This is a genomic window from Lysinibacillus fusiformis, from assembly GCF_016925635.1.
GTDB classification, from domain to species: domain Bacteria; phylum Bacillota; class Bacilli; order Bacillales_A; family Planococcaceae; genus Lysinibacillus; species Lysinibacillus fusiformis_F.
In genome coordinates this window covers 791402-809822 of record NZ_CP070490.1, presented here as the reverse complement: position 1 = coordinate 809822, position 18421 = coordinate 791402, and the positions used below count along the sequence as shown (strand labels likewise).

The 18421-nt window shown below is 37.1% G+C and carries 17 protein-coding genes and 1 other RNA gene; 7 read left to right on the top strand and 11 right to left on the bottom strand.

Annotated features, from left to right (window positions below; all coding sequences use genetic code 11):
• Positions 1-28: 28 nt before the first annotated feature.
• From dltB to JTI58_RS04075, 5 genes are all read right to left on the bottom strand, one after another.
• A complete protein-coding gene (dltB, locus tag JTI58_RS04095) occupies positions 29-1192 on the bottom strand; it encodes a D-alanyl-lipoteichoic acid biosynthesis protein DltB (protein ID WP_205445400.1) in 1164 nt (387 codons plus the stop codon).
• On the bottom strand, positions 1189-2664 hold the full coding sequence (gene dltA, locus JTI58_RS04090) for a D-alanine--poly(phosphoribitol) ligase subunit DltA (RefSeq protein WP_205445399.1): 1476 nt from the start codon (positions 2662-2664) through the stop codon (positions 1189-1191). Before dltA ends, dltB begins: the two co-directional genes overlap by 4 nt.
• A 17-nt stretch (positions 2665-2681) precedes the next feature.
• A complete protein-coding gene (locus JTI58_RS04085) occupies positions 2682-2819 on the bottom strand; it encodes a teichoic acid D-Ala incorporation-associated protein DltX (RefSeq protein WP_004228095.1) in 138 nt (45 codons plus the stop codon).
• 279 nt (positions 2820-3098) lie between these two features.
• On the bottom strand, positions 3099-4745 hold the full coding sequence (locus JTI58_RS04080; RefSeq protein ID WP_205445397.1) for an alkaline phosphatase: 1647 nt from the start codon (positions 4743-4745) through the stop codon (positions 3099-3101).
• Between the two features lie 151 nt (positions 4746-4896).
• On the bottom strand, positions 4897-6144 hold the full coding sequence (locus tag JTI58_RS04075) for a transglutaminase domain-containing protein (RefSeq protein WP_205445396.1): 1248 nt from the start codon (positions 6142-6144) through the stop codon (positions 4897-4899).
• A gap of 205 nt (positions 6145-6349) precedes the next feature.
• Between JTI58_RS04075 and secG the strand changes: the two genes are divergently transcribed.
• The 5 genes from secG to ssrA all read left to right on the top strand — a co-directional run bounded on the left by secG (position 6350) and on the right by ssrA (position 11265).
• Entirely contained in the window at positions 6350-6577 is a 228-nt protein-coding gene (secG, locus tag JTI58_RS04070) for a preprotein translocase subunit SecG (protein ID WP_205445394.1), read from the top strand.
• A gap of 189 nt (positions 6578-6766) precedes the next feature.
• A complete protein-coding gene (locus JTI58_RS04065; RefSeq protein WP_205445392.1) occupies positions 6767-7513 on the top strand; it encodes an alpha/beta hydrolase in 747 nt (248 codons plus the stop codon).
• A gap of 38 nt (positions 7514-7551) precedes the next feature.
• Positions 7552-10020 carry a ribonuclease R gene (rnr, locus tag JTI58_RS04060; RefSeq protein WP_205445390.1) on the top strand — a complete coding sequence of 823 codons (2469 nt, stop codon included), beginning with the start codon at positions 7552-7554 and terminating at the stop codon, positions 10018-10020.
• A gap of 71 nt (positions 10021-10091) precedes the next feature.
• A complete protein-coding gene (smpB, locus tag JTI58_RS04055; protein WP_205445389.1) occupies positions 10092-10559 on the top strand; it encodes an SsrA-binding protein SmpB in 468 nt (155 codons plus the stop codon).
• Positions 10560-10909: 350 nt separating this feature from the next.
• Positions 10910-11265, top strand: a transfer-messenger RNA (tmRNA) gene (ssrA, locus tag JTI58_RS04050).
• A 139-nt stretch (positions 11266-11404) separates the two neighbouring features.
• Here the strand turns inward: ssrA and JTI58_RS04045 are convergent.
• The 5 genes from JTI58_RS04045 to JTI58_RS04025 all read right to left on the bottom strand — a co-directional run bounded on the left by JTI58_RS04045 (position 11405) and on the right by JTI58_RS04025 (position 15675).
• Complete coding sequence (locus JTI58_RS04045; RefSeq protein WP_205445387.1) at positions 11405-12574, bottom strand: site-specific integrase; 1170 nt, start codon at positions 12572-12574, stop codon at positions 11405-11407.
• A gap of 87 nt (positions 12575-12661) precedes the next feature.
• Complete coding sequence (locus JTI58_RS04040; RefSeq protein WP_205445386.1) at positions 12662-12931, bottom strand: helix-turn-helix domain-containing protein; 270 nt, start codon at positions 12929-12931, stop codon at positions 12662-12664.
• Between the two features lie 191 nt (positions 12932-13122).
• Positions 13123-13980 (bottom strand): rolling circle replication-associated protein, encoded by an 858-nt coding sequence (locus JTI58_RS04035; protein ID WP_205445384.1) that lies wholly within the window; start codon positions 13978-13980, stop codon positions 13123-13125.
• 972 nt (positions 13981-14952) lie between these two features.
• On the bottom strand, positions 14953-15120 hold the full coding sequence (locus JTI58_RS04030) for a hypothetical protein (protein WP_205445382.1): 168 nt from the start codon (positions 15118-15120) through the stop codon (positions 14953-14955).
• 141 nt (positions 15121-15261) lie between these two features.
• Positions 15262-15675, bottom strand: a complete 414-nt coding sequence (locus JTI58_RS04025; protein ID WP_205445380.1) for a hypothetical protein — start codon at positions 15673-15675, stop codon at positions 15262-15264.
• A gap of 147 nt (positions 15676-15822) precedes the next feature.
• On the opposite strand from JTI58_RS04025, the gene JTI58_RS04020 reads away from it, so the two are divergent.
• Positions 15823-16047, top strand: a complete 225-nt coding sequence (locus JTI58_RS04020) for a helix-turn-helix domain-containing protein (protein WP_205445378.1) — start codon at positions 15823-15825, stop codon at positions 16045-16047.
• A 91-nt stretch (positions 16048-16138) separates the two neighbouring features.
• On the opposite strand, the gene JTI58_RS04015 is transcribed toward JTI58_RS04020, so the two are convergent.
• Positions 16139-16705, bottom strand: coding sequence for a DUF1643 domain-containing protein (locus JTI58_RS04015; RefSeq protein WP_205445376.1), 567 nt, complete (start codon positions 16703-16705; stop codon positions 16139-16141).
• Positions 16706-16946: 241 nt separating this feature from the next.
• Between JTI58_RS04015 and JTI58_RS04010 the strand changes: the two genes are divergently transcribed.
• Positions 16947-18407, top strand: coding sequence for a hypothetical protein (locus JTI58_RS04010; RefSeq protein WP_205445375.1), 1461 nt, complete (start codon positions 16947-16949; stop codon positions 18405-18407).
• Positions 18408-18421 lie beyond the last annotated feature (14 nt).

Below are 18421 nucleotides of genomic sequence, written 5' to 3'. Positions count from 1 at the left end.
TAGTGAACAGGCTCTTACAGCCCTTTGTTTAAAATAATGTGCCAGAAAAAATATAGAAGCCAAAGCATATGGCATGAAACGTAATGATTACGCCAATAGCATGCGTCCATTTATTTTTTGGCCAACGCTTATGCTTTTTATTCCAGCGTTCAAATTTATCAAAGCTGATAATCAATAGGGCATGATAGAGTCCATAGACCACAAAGTGCCATTCGAGACCATGCCAAATACCCATTAAAAAGAATAGTAAAAAGAAGCCTATATACGAAATAGCAAATTTATTTTTCAACCACTTTTTCTTTGTCATCCAAAGGACAAAGCGCATATAGACGTAATCCCTAAACCAAAACGAAAGGCTCATATGCCAACGATTCCAAAAATCTTTAATATTGCGGCTGGCGAATGGGCGGTTAAAGTTAATCGGTGTTTGGATACCCATTATTCGGCTCACCCCAACAGCAAATGCACTATAGCCAGCAAAATCAAAGAATAAATAAAAGCTATACATATACATATACGCTAGTTGCCCCTGAAAAGGTGTCAAATAGTTATACGTATGATTAGGCAAATAAATAAGCGTGTAGTTATAAATTAAATAAGCCAAAATAAATTTATATAAAAAGCCGACAAAAATATAGTTAATTCCACTCAACAGCAGCTTTTGGTAATCCTCCGAGGAAGGCACGGTATGAAAATCCTTCGTAAAACGACGCCAACGATCAATAGGTCCCGATGAAACGGTAGGAAAGAATAATAAAAAATAGACTAGCTCTACTACAGAAATTTTCTCTTTCATCAAGCCGTCACGGGTTTCTAAAATCATTTGCACCGCTTTAAACGTAATGTAGGACACACCAAGGAAGCCAAATAAATGATGTAACCCGAGAATCGGCAGAACCTTCACAAGGACAAGCGGTAATATAGATAAAAACACAGCTATTATAAAAATAGTGCCGCTATTTTGCTGAAATCGGTAACGCTGATAAGCCACAATAAGGACTACCTGAAAGACCGTAAATAGTACAAGCGAAATGGTCCCATTCCATGAATGTCCGAAGATCAGTGCTAAGACAATTACCGAGACAAAAAGATTATAGCGTTTCGAAGATTTGCCTCGTAACCCTAATAGGATGGTAGGTAGTAATAAAAGTCCGATGATCACAAAAAATGCTATATTTCCATAAGGCGTCATACTGTTTCCATAACCGCCAATCCTTTACGATCAACCTTACCATTTGGGTTTAATGGTAAAGCATCCATATATTTAAACGTTTTCGGTATCATATAGGCAGGTAAGTACGCCGATAAAAGTGCCTTCAATTGCTTTGTCGTTTTGAAGGCCGCGTCTGTTAATGGCTCACGTAAAACAATATGGGCACTAAGAGAAATGATTTCCTTCTCTTTATAAATAGGTACAACGACACAGCTTGAAACTGGTGGCAGGTTACTAATTTGTTTTTCAATTTCTTCGATTTCTAAACGATAGCCATGTAATTTCACTTGGAAATCCTTACGACCTGAAAAGAACAAATAACCATCCTGCTCATAGCCGATATCACCAGTTTGATAGATGCGATTGCCATCAATGATTGGGAAAACTTTCGCTGTTAATTCAGGCGCTCCCAAATACCCAGCACTAACGGTTGGCCCTGAAATCATAATTTCTCCATCTCCTGCTACAGATACGTTTGGCTCTGTTATAGGGGCAATCGGTAATTGTTCAAAGCGTGCTACTAGCTCTGTCGTCACCTTTACATAGGATACAGCGACGGTTGTTTCCGTAGGGCCATATAAATTATAAATTGTTGCCTGTGGAAAACGGAGCATCAACTCGTTACATACCGCTATCGGTAAAACCTCTCCGCAAAATAAAAAAGTATCCAATGCAGGCATGAGTTTTTGATCCCATTCTTTGTTCATCAAACACATCTTGGCAAAGGAAGGTGTAGAAGTCCATACCCGAGTATTTGACGTCGCTAATGAATCAAACAATGCTTTTGGATTAGCAATTTCTTGCTGTGTAATCGCATAAAGCGTGTGTCCACCAACAAGAGCTGGGTAGAGATCCATAACAGATAAATCAAAGGAATAGGGTGCTTGATTTAAAAATACGCCGTCTTCCTGTAAAGGGAAGTGCTCCTGCATCCACATAACAAAGTGTGTTAGATTACTAGCTGTTATTTGTACCCCTTTTGGTTGACCAGTTGAACCAGAAGTGTAAATAATATAATGAATATCCTCATCTTGAACCCATGTTGCAGATGATAGGATTACGTCCTTTGAGGAGGTATCCAGAATATCATGCACTGCCATAACTGGAATGTTCATCTGCATGTGTAATAGCTCTGTTGTCAATACTAAACCTGCTCCAGAAGCTTCTGTAATGAGCTGTAATCTTTCAGATGGTGTTGATGAATCAACAGGTACATATGGATGGCCGGCCTTTACAGCTCCTATAAAGGCAACAATTTGTAGGGGGGACATATGTCCATAAATGACAATAGGTTGCTGTCTCCGCAAGTTAAGCTTTATCAAATAATCGGCAATACGATCCGATAAATGCCAAAGCTCACTATAAGTTAAGGAGGCATTGTGTGTCTGATAAGCAGTTTTTTGTGGCTGCTGGATGGCCACACGTTCAATAGCTGCCAAAATACTTAACATATTTTAATCTCCTTTATTTAAAATTCCGTATATATAAATGGTCCAGCGTTCATATCATGGAAGCCATGTATAAGAAACAACAGTACCAAAACAATCAAATAAAATAGCGTGAAGCCAATGAAGCGTAAATACTCATTATTTTTGATGGATTGCATTTGTCCACCTCCAATGAAAAAAAGTATAGGATTAAACTTTCAAAAAATAGTAATTTACTAGTTAAAAATCCTTACCTTATGTTTTTAACACTGATTTGACGGAATGTGGAGAAAAATGTTGCTGAATTAAGATGAATTCAGTAAATCATAAGATTAATTTAAGGTAAATTTAAGGTTCTGGGGGAATGTGTAGGTTTTACAAACTATTGGCTGGTTATCTTATGTAAAAAAAGCACGAACATAAGGGAATAATCTCAACTTATGTTCGTGCTATTCATTTTATTTCACTTCATTAATCACTTTTTTAGATACATAAAATTCAGAGCCATTGTAGACATTGATTGTATCAAATGTATGCGTCTTTGCCGTGTTTGTGGAAGTTTGTTCATATATCATGGTGTTTTTATTGACCGGAATTTTCACTGTAATATCTGCTTTTTGTGCAATAAATGTTGGGTTTTCTTTATCCGATAAATCGATTTTTGTTGTAAACCCTTTTTCCATAAATGCCTTTGTCGCTGGCACATATAAATCATTCGTTAATGTGTTTAAGTCGAAGCCCATAAAGCCTGCCATTGTATGGGCTAAATCAGTGTTTTCTACTAGCCCTGTCAATTTAGAAGGACCAAATGAATATAAAAATACATCTTCACCCGTATGACCACCTGTTGTATAACCAATGTTCGCACGATTAGCTAGCATTTTTACCATTGCATTGCCCAAGTCTTTAGCTGACTGTAATGTTTTGAGCTCGTCCTCAGTTAATGAATCTAAGCCATAAAGGGCAGCAACCTCAACTAAGTTAGAGCGATCTTCTTTTAGTTGACTTAATGCTCCCTCAACAGTCATTGAAGCCTTTTTTAACGGATCAATGTAAGCAGAGACTGGAATGCTTGAATAGGTACTAGTTGTGTTAGCGTTCCCCATCGTAATGCCGCTATTTCCATGGTCAGTTACTGCAATGACTAACGTATTACCATCTTCCTTCGCAAAATCAACCGCTTCTTTCACTGCATCATCAAACGATAAAATATCACTAATGATACCAATTGTATCATTGGCATGTGCTGCCCAGTCAACCTTGCTACCTTCTACAAAGAGGAAGAAGCCGTCCTCATCCTTTTTCAGCGTATTGATCGCCTTATTCGTCATTTCTGCAAGTGTAGGCTCAGACGCTCTTGTTTTAGCGCGGTCTAAATCATAAGCAAGTGCACTTGGTGCAAAGCTTCCCCAAATTTTTGAGGATTGACTATTGAATAGTTCATCACGCGTTTTAACGAGATCATAATTTTTTTCATTCAGAACCTTGATTAAATCCTCACCATCTTGACGAGCATTTTTCGTTGTGCCTGGTGATAAGGATTCTAGACCACCACCTAAGACAACATCAATATTTTGATAAACCTGCTGCTCTGCAATATCCCCATATTGACTTCTATTATTGACATGCGCAGAAAAACCAGTTGGTGTAGCATGTTGAATTTCAGAAGTAGAAATTAATCCAGTCGCCTTACCTTGCTGCTTAGCTCCTTCTAGCACATTGGCTACAGGTCGGAAGGCATCTTCCTTAGCAATTTGCGCTAATCCAGGGGAGTTAATCACAGATGGGAGCACACCTATATATTTATCGTTCGATTTATGGCCAGTTGCTAATGCCGTAGCAGCAGGCGCAGAATCGGTAATGGCTGATTCAGCAGAATACGTGCGCATAGCACCCGATAAAATTTCATCCATTGCGAGGCTTTCACCTTTATACCAACGAGAAAGGGTTACAGCATTATTACTGCTACCATCCATCACAAGCATAATGACATTTGTCGGTTTTTTTACTTCGGCTGCGTGTACCTCTTGTTGTGGGATACTAACTGCGGATAAAGTCACTGCACTTGCTAAAAACAATGAAGTCCATTTTTTTGCGTATTTCATGATTTTCCTCCTTTAGATGAATTCAACTGTAAGTGTAAAGGAAGGGTGTAAAGCTAGCGTTAAAGGTTTGTTAATGAAGTATGGTAATTCTGTAAATAATGAGGAAGAAAAGAATCTATGTAGAGGTTCACACAGATTCTTTTGGAGAGCGTTACAAATTTTCCTGATGTTGTGCACCGTCTATCGTTTCATAATATAAAGTGCCTGCTTCGATGTACAGATTGAGGACTTCATCTTCGAGTAAGACTTCTTCGGAGCCGTCCTGGACATCAATTTTTGTTAAATAACCAGCATTGTCATAGTCGCTGCAATAAATGGATTCTTGATAAGTAGCTAAATAATAGCACGCCGTTTCTGTAATATGATGGTTTTCATTGGTGTCAAAATTATAAGAATAGACCATATTATCGTTGATACTATTATAATAAATCACATCATCTACAGTATTGGCATACCACATATCATGCATAAAATCATAATCATTATTTGTAGCAGCAAAATAGTTTTCATTTGCCCATAAATGATCTTGGCTTAGTTTTTCATCATTGACTAAAAAGTATTCATAGGAAATCGCATAAGGCTCCGCTGAATCCACATCATTCCATGTTGTATCAAGGTGATACCAGTTGCCATCGATACTGACTAAATTCCAAGCATGCAGCTGATCCTCGCTATAGCCATAAACATATTTCGCTTCTACATTCGAAGCCAATAGTAGGCGATAAGCTAGTAGGGCATAGGCCTGACATACCGCAGTTTCCTCATCTATTAGCTCAAAAACCGTTTGTCCCTCAGTAGAGCCTTGTTCTGTATAAGTGGCCAACTGTACGACAGTATCATTAATAATTTTAGCGCGCTCAAAATCTGTCATTTCCTTCGTAATATACTGGTCAGCAAAAGCATCTACATATTGATCGACCTTTTTCTCCTTCTTGGCATCTGTTAAGTAATCAATCGACAACTCCACCAAATAGCCATCATCTGTTTCCCAAGCAGTCCATTCATAAGTAAGAAAATAACCAGCTGTATAGGGGTCAACAAAGGTCAGGAGGCTATTTAAGTCATTCAACTGCACTTCAAAATCTTCGAAAGCTAGCTTCCCTGTATAAGGGACTTCAAAGTGCTGTTCAAACTTTGCTACTTGTTTTTCTACTTTTTTAGTGAATTGTAGTAAGGCAGGATCATCCTTAAATAATGAGGTAGAGAAAAGATCATTAGGTGAAAAAGAAGCAGATAACGCTTTACTTTCTGGCTTCTTTATATCATTCTCTGTTTCTTCTGCTAAGGTCGTAGTTGTTACATCATCCTCATCAAGAAGTATGTCAATGGCCTTTGAGCATGCCGTAAGAAAGGGAATCATGCAGCATAGTACAAGCAGCGCTGTTATTTTTTTATTCATTTTCCCATCCTCCAAAAAAATTCATTTTTGCCATTATAATTTAATTTATAGGGAGTGACATCCACAAATAGTAGCATAAGTCGACAAGGAGAGAGGCATGAAGCGGAAAAAATCCCGCAAAACATAAAGCTAAGTTTGTCATGGCAACCTTTTTTTGTTATAATGTAGTCTGTTGTGATGTTTCAAAGTTCGGGAGGTGCAGTGAATGCATACAGTAGTATTAGTTTCATTAGTTATCGTATCATTAGCGTTAATCGTTGTGGTATTACTTCAATCTAGTAAAAGTGCAGGCTTATCAGGTGCCATCTCGGGTGGAGCTGAGCAACTATTTGGAAAGCAAAAAGCGCGTGGTATGGATTTAATCCTTCACCGTGCAACAATTGTGTTAGCTATAGTGTTCTTTATTTTAGCAATCGCTATTACAAAAATCTAATAGTTGAAGATATATCGCCTAACCGAATTGGTTGGGCGTTTTCTTTTATCATTGTTAAATGGTAAATCCTCTCTCTGTAGTAAAAAATGAATTGTAACGCAATATCCAAATGTCAATCGCTGGACATCATCGAGATGACTATAATGGGTATAGTATGTATAAGTGTTTTAGAATGAAGGAGTGCTTACAGTGAACAAAACATTATCACAGCCATTTTTCTTTCAAGCAGGATCACGTGCTGTTTTATTATTACACGGCTTCACAGGAAGCTCTGCAGACGTACGAATGCTTGGTAGATTTTTAGAGAAAAAAGGGTATACTACATTAGCACCTCACTATAAAGGTCACGGTGTGGAACCAGAAGAACTAATCACAACAGGACCAGCAGACTGGTGGCAGGATGTCGTTGCCGCCTACAAACAGTTACAGGATGCTGGCTATCAGGAAATTGCCGTTGCTGGCCTTTCATTAGGCGGTGTCATGGCGTTAAACATTGCATTAAATAATCCTGTTAAAGGAATTGTCACAATGTGCGCCCCCATGACAATGCGTACAACCGACGTTATGTTTGAGGGTGTCTTGAAATATGCAAGGGACTATAAAAAGTTCCAAGGGAAACAGGAAGAACAAATTGAAGCTGAAGTTGCGCTCATTGCTGAAAATGGCATGCCATCTCTACAGCAGTTGCGAGAATTTATAGCCCGTACTCGTCAAGAAATTGACATGATTTATGCGCCTATTTTTGTCGTACAAGCTACAAATGATGAAGTAATAGAGACAGAATCTGCCAACATTATATATAATCAAACTGAGTCACTTGAAAAGCACATCAAGTGGTATGAAAACTCAAAACATGTTATTACATTAGATCAAGAAAAAGATCAATTACATGAAGATATTTATCGCTTTTTAGAAAGCCTAAATTGGGCACAATAAATAATAAATAGGATTTTCTCATGAAGGAGGGAATATGTATGAAAGACCAAAAAGATACACTACAAAGTCGTTTACTCGATTTTTTTAGCAAAGAGGATTATAAACCACTAACTGTCGGTGAAATCGAGGATGAATTTGGCTTTGAGGATGCGGAGGAGTTCAAGGAGCTTGTGAAAACACTTGTCCGCATGGAAGGGCAAGGGTTAGTTGTACGTTCTCGCTCCAATCGCTATGGCTTACCGGAGCGTATGAATTTGCTAAGAGGTAAATTTATCGGACATGCGAAGGGCTTCGGCTTCGTGACACCTGATGTCGAGGGCATGGATGATGTGTTCATTCCACCTCACGAAATTAATGGCGCTATTAATGGAGACATCGTGCTGATTCGTGTTTTAAAGGAATCATTCGGTGACCGACGTGAGGGTACGGTTACAAAGGTCGTCGAGCGTGGTCAAACAAGCTTTGTCGGCACATTCCAGGCTAACCGTGGCTTTGGCTTTGTTGTCTTAGATGATAAAAAGCTACCAATGGATATCTTTATTGCCAAAGGAGATACATTAGGCGCTGTTGATGGACATAAGGTTGTTGTTGAGGTAGCAACATGGCCAGAGGATTTAAAATCTGCTACAGGCTATATTACGAAAATTTTAGGGCATAAAAATGACCCTGGTGTGGACATTTTATCTATTTTATATAAGCATGACATTCCACCTGAATTCCCGGATGAAGTCATTGCTGCTGCCCAGCGTGTGCCAGATGAAATTACTGAGGCCGATTTAGTAGGCCGTCGTGATTTACGTCATGAAACGATTGTGACGATCGATGGTGCAGATGCAAAGGATTTGGATGATGCCGTAACCGTAACGAAAAATGTAGATGGTACTTATAAGCTTGGCGTACATATTGCAGACGTAAGTTATTATGTAACGCAAGGCTCAGTCATTGACATTGAAGCTTATGATCGTGCGACAAGTGTTTATTTAACAGACCGTGTAATCCCAATGATTCCACATCGTTTATCGAACGGCATTTGTTCATTAAATCCTCAGGTTGACCGTTTAACACTATCTTGTGAAATGATTATTGATGCGAATGGCAATGTCATTGCACATGAAATTTTCCAAAGTGTCATTAAAACGACTGAGCGTATGACATATAAGGACGTTTACATGATTTTAGAGGAGCAGGATGAGGCACTAATCGAACGCTACGAGCCACTTGTTCCAATGTTTAAAAATATGGCTGAGCTATCTGGTATTTTACGTCGTAAACGTGAAACACGAGGGGCGATTGACTTTGACTTTAAAGAATCCAAGGTGATCGTGAACGAAGAAGGATGGCCAGTTGATATTGAATTACGTGAACGGACAGTAGCGGAGAAATTAATTGAAGATTTCATGCTAGCTGCCAATGAAACAATAGCTGAGCATTTCCACTGGATGAATGTACCGTTCCTATACCGTATTCACGAAGATCCAAAGCCTGAAAAGCTTCAACGCTTCTTTGAATTTGTCACAAACTTTGGTATTTTAATTAAAGGTACTGGTAATACGGTTCATCCTAAGGCATTACAGGATGTATTAAAGGCCATTGAGGGTATGCCAGAGGAGCCTGTTATCTCAACAATGCTCTTACGCTCGATGCAGCAGGCGAAGTACTATCCTGAAAGCATTGGTCACTTTGGTTTATCAACTGATTTCTATACACACTTCACATCACCAATTCGTCGTTATCCAGACTTAATCGTACACCGTTTAATTCGTACGTATTTAATTAATAAGGATACATCTAGAGAAACAATTGCACAGTGGAGTATGGCAATGGATGAAATTGCCGATCACACATCTGAGCGTGAACGCCGTGCTGTTGATGCAGAACGTGATACAGATGCTTTGAAAAAAGCACAATATATGTCCGACAAAATTGGCGAAGAATTCGAAGGAATTGTTTCATCGATTACAAACTTCGGTATTTTTGTGGAGCTACCAAACACAATCGAAGGACTTGTCCATATTAGCAATATGACAGATGATTATTACCGTTTTGATGATCGTCAAATGATTATGATTGGGGAACGAACGAATCGCCAATTCCGTATTGGTGATGAAGTAACCGTTCGTGTGGCCAATGTCATTATTGAGGAGTCATCCATTGACTTTGAAATCGTTGGAATGGTAACTTCATATGGACGAACACGCAAAGCAGCACCTACTGTTATTCATGCACGTAAAAATTACAGCGATAACAAAGGTGAACGCAGTCGCCGAAGCACACGCAGTGATGAGGAACGAGGCAGCCGTGGGGGCAATCGCAGAGGCGGTCGCCAAGAGGAAGACCGAGGAAGTCGTAGCGCCAAGCAAGGTGAACGTCGTGAAAGCGACCGTGACCCACGTGGTCGCCGCAAAGATGACTCAAGCCCAGGTCCTAAAAAACGCGTGAAGCAAAAGCAAAAGTTCTATGAGGGCATTGCCAAAAAAGGCAAAAAGAAAAAATCAAAACGTAAATAAGCCTAAGCGAAAGTATCCATTGAAAGGGTGCTTTCGCTTAAGCTCAACCTTTTAAGTAGAGGGTGAAAAATATGGCAAAAGGTACTGGTAAAGTATTAGCACAAAACAAAAAAGCAGGCCATGACTACTTCATCGAAGAAACAATCGAAGCAGGCATGGTACTAACAGGCACAGAAATCAAATCCATCCGTGCAGGCAAGGCCCAACTAAAGGACTCCTATGTCCGAATCACCAATGGCGAAGCATGGATTAGCAACATGCATGTTAGCCACTTCGATCAAGGCAACCGTTTCAATCACGACCCACTGCGCGCCCGCAAACTGCTGCTCCACAAAAAGCAAATCGGCGAGCTAGTCGGTGCCGTAAAGCGTGACGGCTACACAATCGTCCCATTGAAAATGTACATCAAAGACGGCTATGCCAAGCTTTTAATCGGCGTCGGCAAAGGGAAAAAAGACTACGATAAACGCAACGACATGCGCAAAAAAGAAGCCAAACGCGAAATGGAACGTACCTTCAAATCCAAAAATCAATATTAATAGATTTGGAGAAAGCTCACTGCTGGACTGCGGTGAGCTTTTTTCGGTTGTTGGGTGGCAGTGGTGCTGGGCGTGGCGGGTAGAATGGCGAAAGTGACGGATAAAGATTGAAATGTGGTGGATAGCAAAGCAAAAGTGATGGATAGAAAGCTCAATCTAACGGATACCCTAAGTATCTAAGCCAATTTTTTCTACGATAGCGGGATGCTTGAACTATCAATAGTTTTGTTTTATAATATGTATTACTGATTGCCAGATTTCATGGAAGCGTACTTTTAAGCTCCCACCGTACTAGAAGCAATTCTAGCTCTTTGTTTGAACGAGGCCCAACCGCTTCGCTTTATATTCAAGGGGACGTTACGGATTCGACAGGGATGGTTCAAGCTTTAGTCGCGCGTCGGAGGGCTCGGCTCCGTCATCAACGACAGTTATATAATAACTGGCAAACAACAAAACTTAGCTTTCGCAGCGTAAGCTCGTAAGCGCTCTGCCTCTCTATCGCCCATGTAGAGAACGTGGGGCCCAACTTTAGTGGGATACGGTCGATGGTACCACCTGAGTCATCGGCAAGAGATTTCCAGGTTAGCGTACAGGACGCCTGTTTGTCGGCATAATGTTACGTGAATCGTAAATAGGCAAACTACACGCGTAGAAGCTGAAGTATTGGAGTTTCTGGACGCGGGTTCGACTCCCGCCGTCTCCATTTAAAGATTTCATTGAGATTCATTGAACGTCAAAACCCTTGACTTATACGGGTTTTGGCGTTTTTTCTATATCATATGATTTCGTTCAATTATAATTAACCGTAGTTAAGGTCGTAGTTAAAACCGTAGTAAGATTTTAAGCTAATTATTCAGGTAGTTATCGAATTTTCGAATAGTCTCTGATTTAGCTTCTTGGGTTAGGTGAGTATATATATCCATTGTTGTTTTAATATCGGAATGACCTAAACGGTCTTGAACTTCTTTAATATTCGCACCCGCTTCGAATAGGAGGGAGCAGTGTGTATGACGTAGCCCATGTGTAGTAATTGGCTTTAGGTTATATTTTTTTAGTATATCAACTAGCCATTTGCGAGTTTTAGTAGGCTGTAAGAATTCATTTTCTTTATTACTAAACACGAGCTGCTCTTCATTTAGTGTATTAAACCCTAAAATTAGGTAATCCTTTTGTTGTTGCTTTTTCCATAAAGCTAACGTACGCATCGTTTCTTTCTCCATTTTAATTGTTCGAATAGAACCCGTTTTCGTCGTTTTCAGATATAGCTTATTATCTTTTCCCCTCGATATAGCTTTATTGATTCGTATTTCATCGTTTTTAAAGTCTATATCCTTCCAGTTAAGGGCTAAAGCTTCGCCTTTACGCATTCCTGAATAAGCTAGAAGTCTAAAAAGGACATATACTTTCGGTTTATTTTCCTTTTTTAAGTAATCAAGGAACTTATTTAATTGTTCACGCGTATAAAAATTTTCATCTACTTCTTTCACTAATTCAAGCGGTTCTTTTTTTATCTTCGGCATATCAACTAGCTTAAATGGGTTGATTTGCATATAGCCACGCTTAATAGCAAAATCAACTACTTTTGCGGCGTAGGATTTTATAATTCGATACTTTTTAAGTTTATTTGCCCATTTATCTACATGTTCTTGACATACCTCAACATTTAACTTATCAATTTTATATAAACCTAAATGAGGTAATATATGGTTGCGGAATATACCTTCTGTTTTAACGAATGTACTTTCTTCTACAATTTTCTCATATTGCCTTATCCACAAGTCGTAAATATCTTGGTAGGTTTCAGCTTGTACTTTCCGAAACGTACCTTTAGAAATTTCAAGCTTTATTCGTGCTAGTGCTAGTTCAGCTTCTTTCTTCCTTTTAAAGCCGCTTCGAGTGGTACGCTTTTCTTTTCCTGTTAGAGGGTCAACTCCAACATAAATTTGGAACTTATAACGCTTTTCTCCGTTCGCCAAGGTATAACTTTCAATCGACGTTGTGCGCTTTTTAGTCATTAATATTTCCTCCCATATCAATTTATAAGGTATAGAGGGAGTGAACCTCTAACGTTAAAGCTAAAGGTTCAGTCTCTCAAATTCGTATTAGAAACTATGTTTTTTTAAGAAAGTATCAATCTCATTACGTGATACACGTTTTATCCCATCTACTTGAGCCACTTTTAATCCCATTTCACGAAATTTTACAAAGGTATTGTGAGAGACCCCAGCGTATTTAGAGGCTTCGGCTAACGTCATCCATTCCTTAGAGGTTAAAGAAGCTTGGTATTTTTCGATTGCGCTCATAATAGCAGCGTTTAGAATTTCATTTATTTTACTTTCAAATTGATATAGCTCCTCGATATTTAGCGACATACTTTCTCCTCCATATAGAATAATCGCTATTTGGTATTAAATTCCAAATAAGCATATTACGCTCTTGTATATAATTACAACCCTAAATTAGGTTTTGATTTTTTAAAAAATATGATAATAACCTTTTTCTACACTCGTACAAAGGTACAGTGAACTTTCATCACCGCTAGCGAATTTTTATGTTTTAAAGGTTAGTTTTCATTTTTATTTCGTATACGTATGAAGGTAACGGAAGTAATATAATTTAGATATTCATGAGAAAATCTATATTCATCTATCTTTTTTAAAGCTCCTTCAAGCCTGTTTAAATATTCTTTTATCTCTTTATAAGTACCTCTTATAACCTCTGGTTTCTCTAGATTTTTGCTCTTTAAAAGTAAGTTTTTATCGAAAGAGCGTTCATCTGCTTTAAATTCACGTAAATTTTTTATTAGATAATTTTTTAATTTCGCATATTTTCCGACCATACTAAGACTATAAATCTTTTCTATATCAACATGTCCATGTCCCCATATGCCTTGAAATACACCGTTTCTTAATTCGTCTATCGGTATATCAGGTATCGTCATCAGCACATGGAAATGGACTGTACCACGTTCTTGGAAGGAACGCACACCTAGATATTTAAAATCAGAATATCTTTCACGCATACGTTTTATCCAATTATCGAAATCTTGACTAGCTTCATCTAGCGACACATCTTCCTTCGCATAAGTCAGAGTCACATATTTATCGCCTAGCTTAAAGTTCATATCCATTAAATCACTGAAAGTTTCCTTTTCCTTCATAGTAAGCTTCCGACCTTTAGGTACTTGAGTTTCCTTTTTCTTACTTATCTTTTCTTTAGCTCCATTATTTTTCAAGATAGCGATTTTAGTCATTTTCGCAACGTCTGAAAGACTAGCGTCCATTTTTATCTTTTTAATTTCCGCCTGTAGTTCATCATCAGTTTTCTTAGAGCGTTCTCTTTTCTTAATTCTAGCCCCATACTTCTTTGCTATGATGTATTCATCACCTATCAGCTTCAGTACGCAATCATAGTAATCCATATTTTACCATCCTTTCGGTCCATAGTACCCCCGTTTTTTGGGGGTTCGAAATAAATAAACCAAGGAAGGAGAAATGTACTCCATATGTTCTAGTAGATACAAAAAATTAAATGTTTCTATGTGGTTATTTCACACGCAAGAAGTGGATTTGGTTTTTATCTAGCTATAAAATAAAACAGCCCCTTTGGCTGATTCGAGGTGTTAAAGTTACATCATTCGCCAGTAGGGGATAGGTTCTCATCAGATTATAGAGGGGAGAAGCGGAAATAAACAACGGACGGAGCGAAGCGAAGTCCTCCGAGCATAGCGAGGAGTGAGATTAGCTTATCTCTTGATTATTTATTTATGGAAAGCGCCCCAACGAGGGCATGGATAACCCATAAATATTAAGAAGTAGAAGCTTCAGCTTCGCTGAAGTGCTATTTTTTCACTTTCTTTAAACTAAGTCCTTTTCAATTTTCTGTGTCTCTGTTTCTTTATATCCATTTATATGCTTTAGCTTTTTCCTGTTCATTCAAATTTCAGTAGAGTATTCAGATGTAAATTTCATTCTACTTCTTAATATCCACCTATATTTTATCTAAAGCGTTAAAGTACTAAAGTACACAAGAGGGCGTGTGGGGCTTTATCACCTTAAAGCGACATATAGTTTCATATTTCCACATAGATTTAGAACGAGGTGTGGTAAATACAGGAATTCTAATCAGCACGATCACACATAAAATGCCCATAAAAATCTTTAACTATTAAGTGTCGTTTTCTATCTTTTTTCTTTCAAAGGAACACAGTAATTTAAAGATAAACTCATTCCCTAGTTTCAAATGGTTAAAGGCTTTTTAAACAAGGAATTTGCCATTTTATATCTTTCCCAGCTAAACTACCATAATTATTACGTCAAAAGCCCCTTGGGTGATTTCTGGAAGTTTAGCAACCAGTTATCACCTAAGGGGCTTATAGCCATCGTAGATTTGTTTATTTTTCATTAACTAATTTAACAAGACCTTTTTTAATAATCACAAAACCTCTTTCTTCCCATGCCTTCACAAATTTTTCAGTACAAGTTATCTCCACGCCGCTCTCTTCATTTTTCATCACATATCCTTCTCGTTCGTTAGATAGTTCATCATAAGCGTTCTTCATATTTTCACTTCTTTCTACCGTATTTTATAAGACCTTCTTCTCTGCTTCGCAGAGAAGGCTTCGCTATTAAATAAATTACTTAGTTATTCGAGCTTCCGAGAGAACTATATACTTATTATTAAAATAAACCTCCATCTACTTCTAATAGTTTTCATCCACCTCTAACAAGTTAGCGAGATTAGAACGAGCTTCATATACTTGCTCTTCCAAACCTTCGCCTACTCCTAGAATCATTTTTATAAATTGCTCACTTATATATTTTTCCTTATCAGTGTAATTGGTCGAATTAGTTTCTACTTCTCTTGCGTTATCAGAGATAGATTTTGTAACCTCATTACTCGGAAATTCACCATTTTCAAACGCTACGTTTAGTTCATGGAATGCCCATAGAGCATTACTATAATAATTTTCTCCAATATCTTCTGGCACATTTGGAGAGCTACCTAATTTATAGGCTAAAAATAATACTATGATAATTCCAATAGCCCATATAACCTTACTTTTCCATATAGGCTTCCTCTTTACAGGTACTTCACTAAATTTTAGCTCACTCATAACATTTCCCTCCTAATTTATATATATACAATTTTCTTTATTAGAGACTTATATAAGGTTTTTGGTACGCTTAAGCGTACCACTATATTTTTAAGTATATGGTAAGTTTTCCTTAATAGTCAATATAATTCGATTGTAGGGAGAGCTATGACAAGAAGAGTCAAAGTGAAAATTCATGAACTAGCCAATCAAAGAGGAATTTCATTAAGGGAATTATCTCGGTTAACTGATATACGCCATGCTGCTTTAAGTGAATTAGCTAATCAAAAAAGACAAAATATTAACTTTAGCCATATTGAGAAAATCGCCGATACTTTACAGCTTAGTGATATTAGAGAAATTATTGATATTATTGAAGTTAGTGACAAGTAAAGTCATCTAAGGAGTATAAAGGGAAACTTTTATTGTTTTATTCATTTTAATAATCACTTAGATTAAGTAATTATACTTCTCTAAGTTTCAATCAATGGTATAAATAGATATTTCCATTTTGGTTTCCTTTGCACTCTATCATTTTACAAGGGTATAATTTGGGGAGCACTTTGCGATTTGCTGGATGCATAGGTTGATGATTATCATATAGTCCTAAACACATTAGTTTTTTGTTGCATCCAGTAATAAGATTTACAAATCTTTCATTTCGGCTCATAGGGGCAACATAATTTTTTCCCCATGCTAAAATTACAACACTTGTATTGTTATCCATCACAGCTTTTGTAATATATCCAAAGTTAGTTTCGTCAAATTTACGGAAACCTTTGTTTAAATCTTTAGAGTTAGAACTACAATCTGCGAATAAGTTAACGACTTCAATAGATCCAAAATTATTATCGTATCTTATTAGAGCCTCTACACATTTTTCAATTGACAGACTATGAAAGATTGGGTTAGGGTCAGGATTGCGAGGATTATACATAATAATCGTTGCTTTATTCCTAATAGTCCCCCATGTACGTATTTGCGAGTATCGACGATTTCTTTTAAGGTCAAATTCATTAGAAGTAACATAACTATTCTTTTTTATACTCATAATTTACCACCTTTATTGAAGTATTTGGTTATTAAGTGAATACTTCTACAAAAATGAGCACTTTCCTCTATTTACGAATATTTGTAATAAAGAGTCTAAAAATTTTGCTGTTAAAGCATTTTTTTTTTTTTTTTTCAACCTTTGTTAATTTATTTGTTTTCAATGATCTAATTAAGGAGAGAACAGTTTTCTCTAATGTTCTTTTATGATAAAAATTTCCAAAGAGAGTGAAGGGATTTTAATGAGCCACGATTTACTAGCTTCAATATCAAGTGCTTCAATTGCTAACATTTTAACAGATCAATCAACATTATTTACTTCAGAAACAATAAATAACCTCTCTATTTATGCTAGTAGAGAAGGGAAAACTTCATGGCCTTTTGCGGATGGAGTAATTGTAATTGAAGAAGAGGCAACCGTAAAATATAAGATGGCAGTTGAATTTAAAAGAGTTAATGAAGGAATTCACGGAATTTTAACTGCATTAGGCCAATCACAAGCGTATTTAAAAAAAGGTTATAATGGAACAATCATAATAATTCCAGAAGTGTATAATACTCATGAAGCACCTGGTGAGTATTTAAAAAGTGTTCTTGATTTAGTTGGTGAAGATTTACCAATAATGATTTTTACTTATAAAATAAATGGAGAAAATGATTTAGAAGTTAACTGTATCCGCAATATTGATCTTTCTACGACGGCTATCGATTCTGACGATACTACCAATCAAACTAATACAATTAGTACACAGTGGGCACACTTACGAGAGGGAAGCACAGAGCCAGATACTTTTTATAGATATTTACAAATGGCAAAAAGAATAGATTTAACAGAGTTAAATGAACCTACAATTGAATTCCCTATTGAACTCTTAAACGCATTGCCGAATGATGTAGATCCTCTGAAATACTTATCAAATGCACCTGGGGATACTTATCATGATTTTGTTTGGAGGCACTTTTGGTTTACATATATCATTAACGAAAGAACATTGCCTTTATTTACTTTAGAAGGGGACTTATACAAGGTATGTGATGCTAGTTCTTCTTTATTAAAAAATGATGGTTTACCTAAGTATTTTTTGGTGGGTAAAAGTAACTCTCCAAAAAATAAAATTATAGGAAAATTAAATGCTGGTACCATTAACGAGGAACAAGCTTGGGTAGAATATGCCCAGAAAATAAAAGACAGAGCACATAGCTTTAGAGAAGATATAGATTCTTCACTCTATCATATAGGTATGATTGATGAAGATGGAAAGCCTACAAGTATAGGTTACAAATTTGTAGATGCTTGTGAAAGAAATAGAAATGATAGTATAAATGGTACTCCGCTAGCTATTTTTGAAACAGCAATAATCCAGCACGGGGAATTAGGTGCATTTATTCATTACATAAGCTTAGCCTCACAAAAGATTTTTAAAGACACTCCATTAAAGTATAGTGTGATAGAAGGAAATGAATTTAAGTCATTTAATTCGAATAATTATTTAAAAGAAGTAGAAGAAATATTAGCTAATGATATAAAAGTTATTAGAAAAGTTTCTTTACGTGGAGGAGTGGGGAGAAAACCTTTCCAAGCAGAATTAGCAGTTTTAGGTTTTTTAGGTTTCTTTAAAAAAGGTAGAAATAGATTTAAACCTGTTGTTGGATTAGATATCGATTGGGAGAAAGTATATACAGCTTTAAACCGAGAAATTTAATAAGTAAAGCCTAA

Coding starts and splice junctions, on each gene's coding strand:
- JTI58_RS04040 (WP_205445386.1), bottom strand. CDS start 12,931: ATGTCGCTAAATATCGAGGAGCTATATCAATTTGAAAGTAAAATAAAT.
- rnr (WP_205445390.1), top strand. CDS start 7,552: ATGAAAGACCAAAAAGATACACTACAAAGTCGTTTACTCGATTTTTTT.
- smpB (WP_205445389.1), top strand. CDS start 10,092: ATGGCAAAAGGTACTGGTAAAGTATTAGCACAAAACAAAAAAGCAGGC.
- secG (WP_205445394.1), top strand. CDS start 6,350: ATGCATACAGTAGTATTAGTTTCATTAGTTATCGTATCATTAGCGTTA.
- JTI58_RS04010 (WP_205445375.1), top strand. CDS start 16,947: ATGAGCCACGATTTACTAGCTTCAATATCAAGTGCTTCAATTGCTAAC.
- JTI58_RS04075 (WP_205445396.1), bottom strand. CDS start 6,144: ATGAATAAAAAAATAACAGCGCTGCTTGTACTATGCTGCATGATTCCC.
- JTI58_RS04035 (WP_205445384.1), bottom strand. CDS start 13,980: ATGGATTACTATGATTGCGTACTGAAGCTGATAGGTGATGAATACATC.
- JTI58_RS04030 (WP_205445382.1), bottom strand. CDS start 15,120: ATGAAGAACGCTTATGATGAACTATCTAACGAACGAGAAGGATATGTG.
- JTI58_RS04045 (WP_205445387.1), bottom strand. CDS start 12,574: ATGACTAAAAAGCGCACAACGTCGATTGAAAGTTATACCTTGGCGAAC.
- dltB (WP_205445400.1), bottom strand. CDS start 1,192: ATGACGCCTTATGGAAATATAGCATTTTTTGTGATCATCGGACTTTTA.
- JTI58_RS04080 (WP_205445397.1), bottom strand. CDS start 4,745: ATGAAATACGCAAAAAAATGGACTTCATTGTTTTTAGCAAGTGCAGTG.
- JTI58_RS04015 (WP_205445376.1), bottom strand. CDS start 16,705: ATGAGTATAAAAAAGAATAGTTATGTTACTTCTAATGAATTTGACCTT.
- JTI58_RS04020 (WP_205445378.1), top strand. CDS start 15,823: ATGACAAGAAGAGTCAAAGTGAAAATTCATGAACTAGCCAATCAAAGA.
- JTI58_RS04025 (WP_205445380.1), bottom strand. CDS start 15,675: ATGAGTGAGCTAAAATTTAGTGAAGTACCTGTAAAGAGGAAGCCTATA.
- JTI58_RS04085 (WP_004228095.1), bottom strand. CDS start 2,819: ATGCAATCCATCAAAAATAATGAGTATTTACGCTTCATTGGCTTCACG.
- dltA (WP_205445399.1), bottom strand. CDS start 2,664: ATGTTAAGTATTTTGGCAGCTATTGAACGTGTGGCCATCCAGCAGCCA.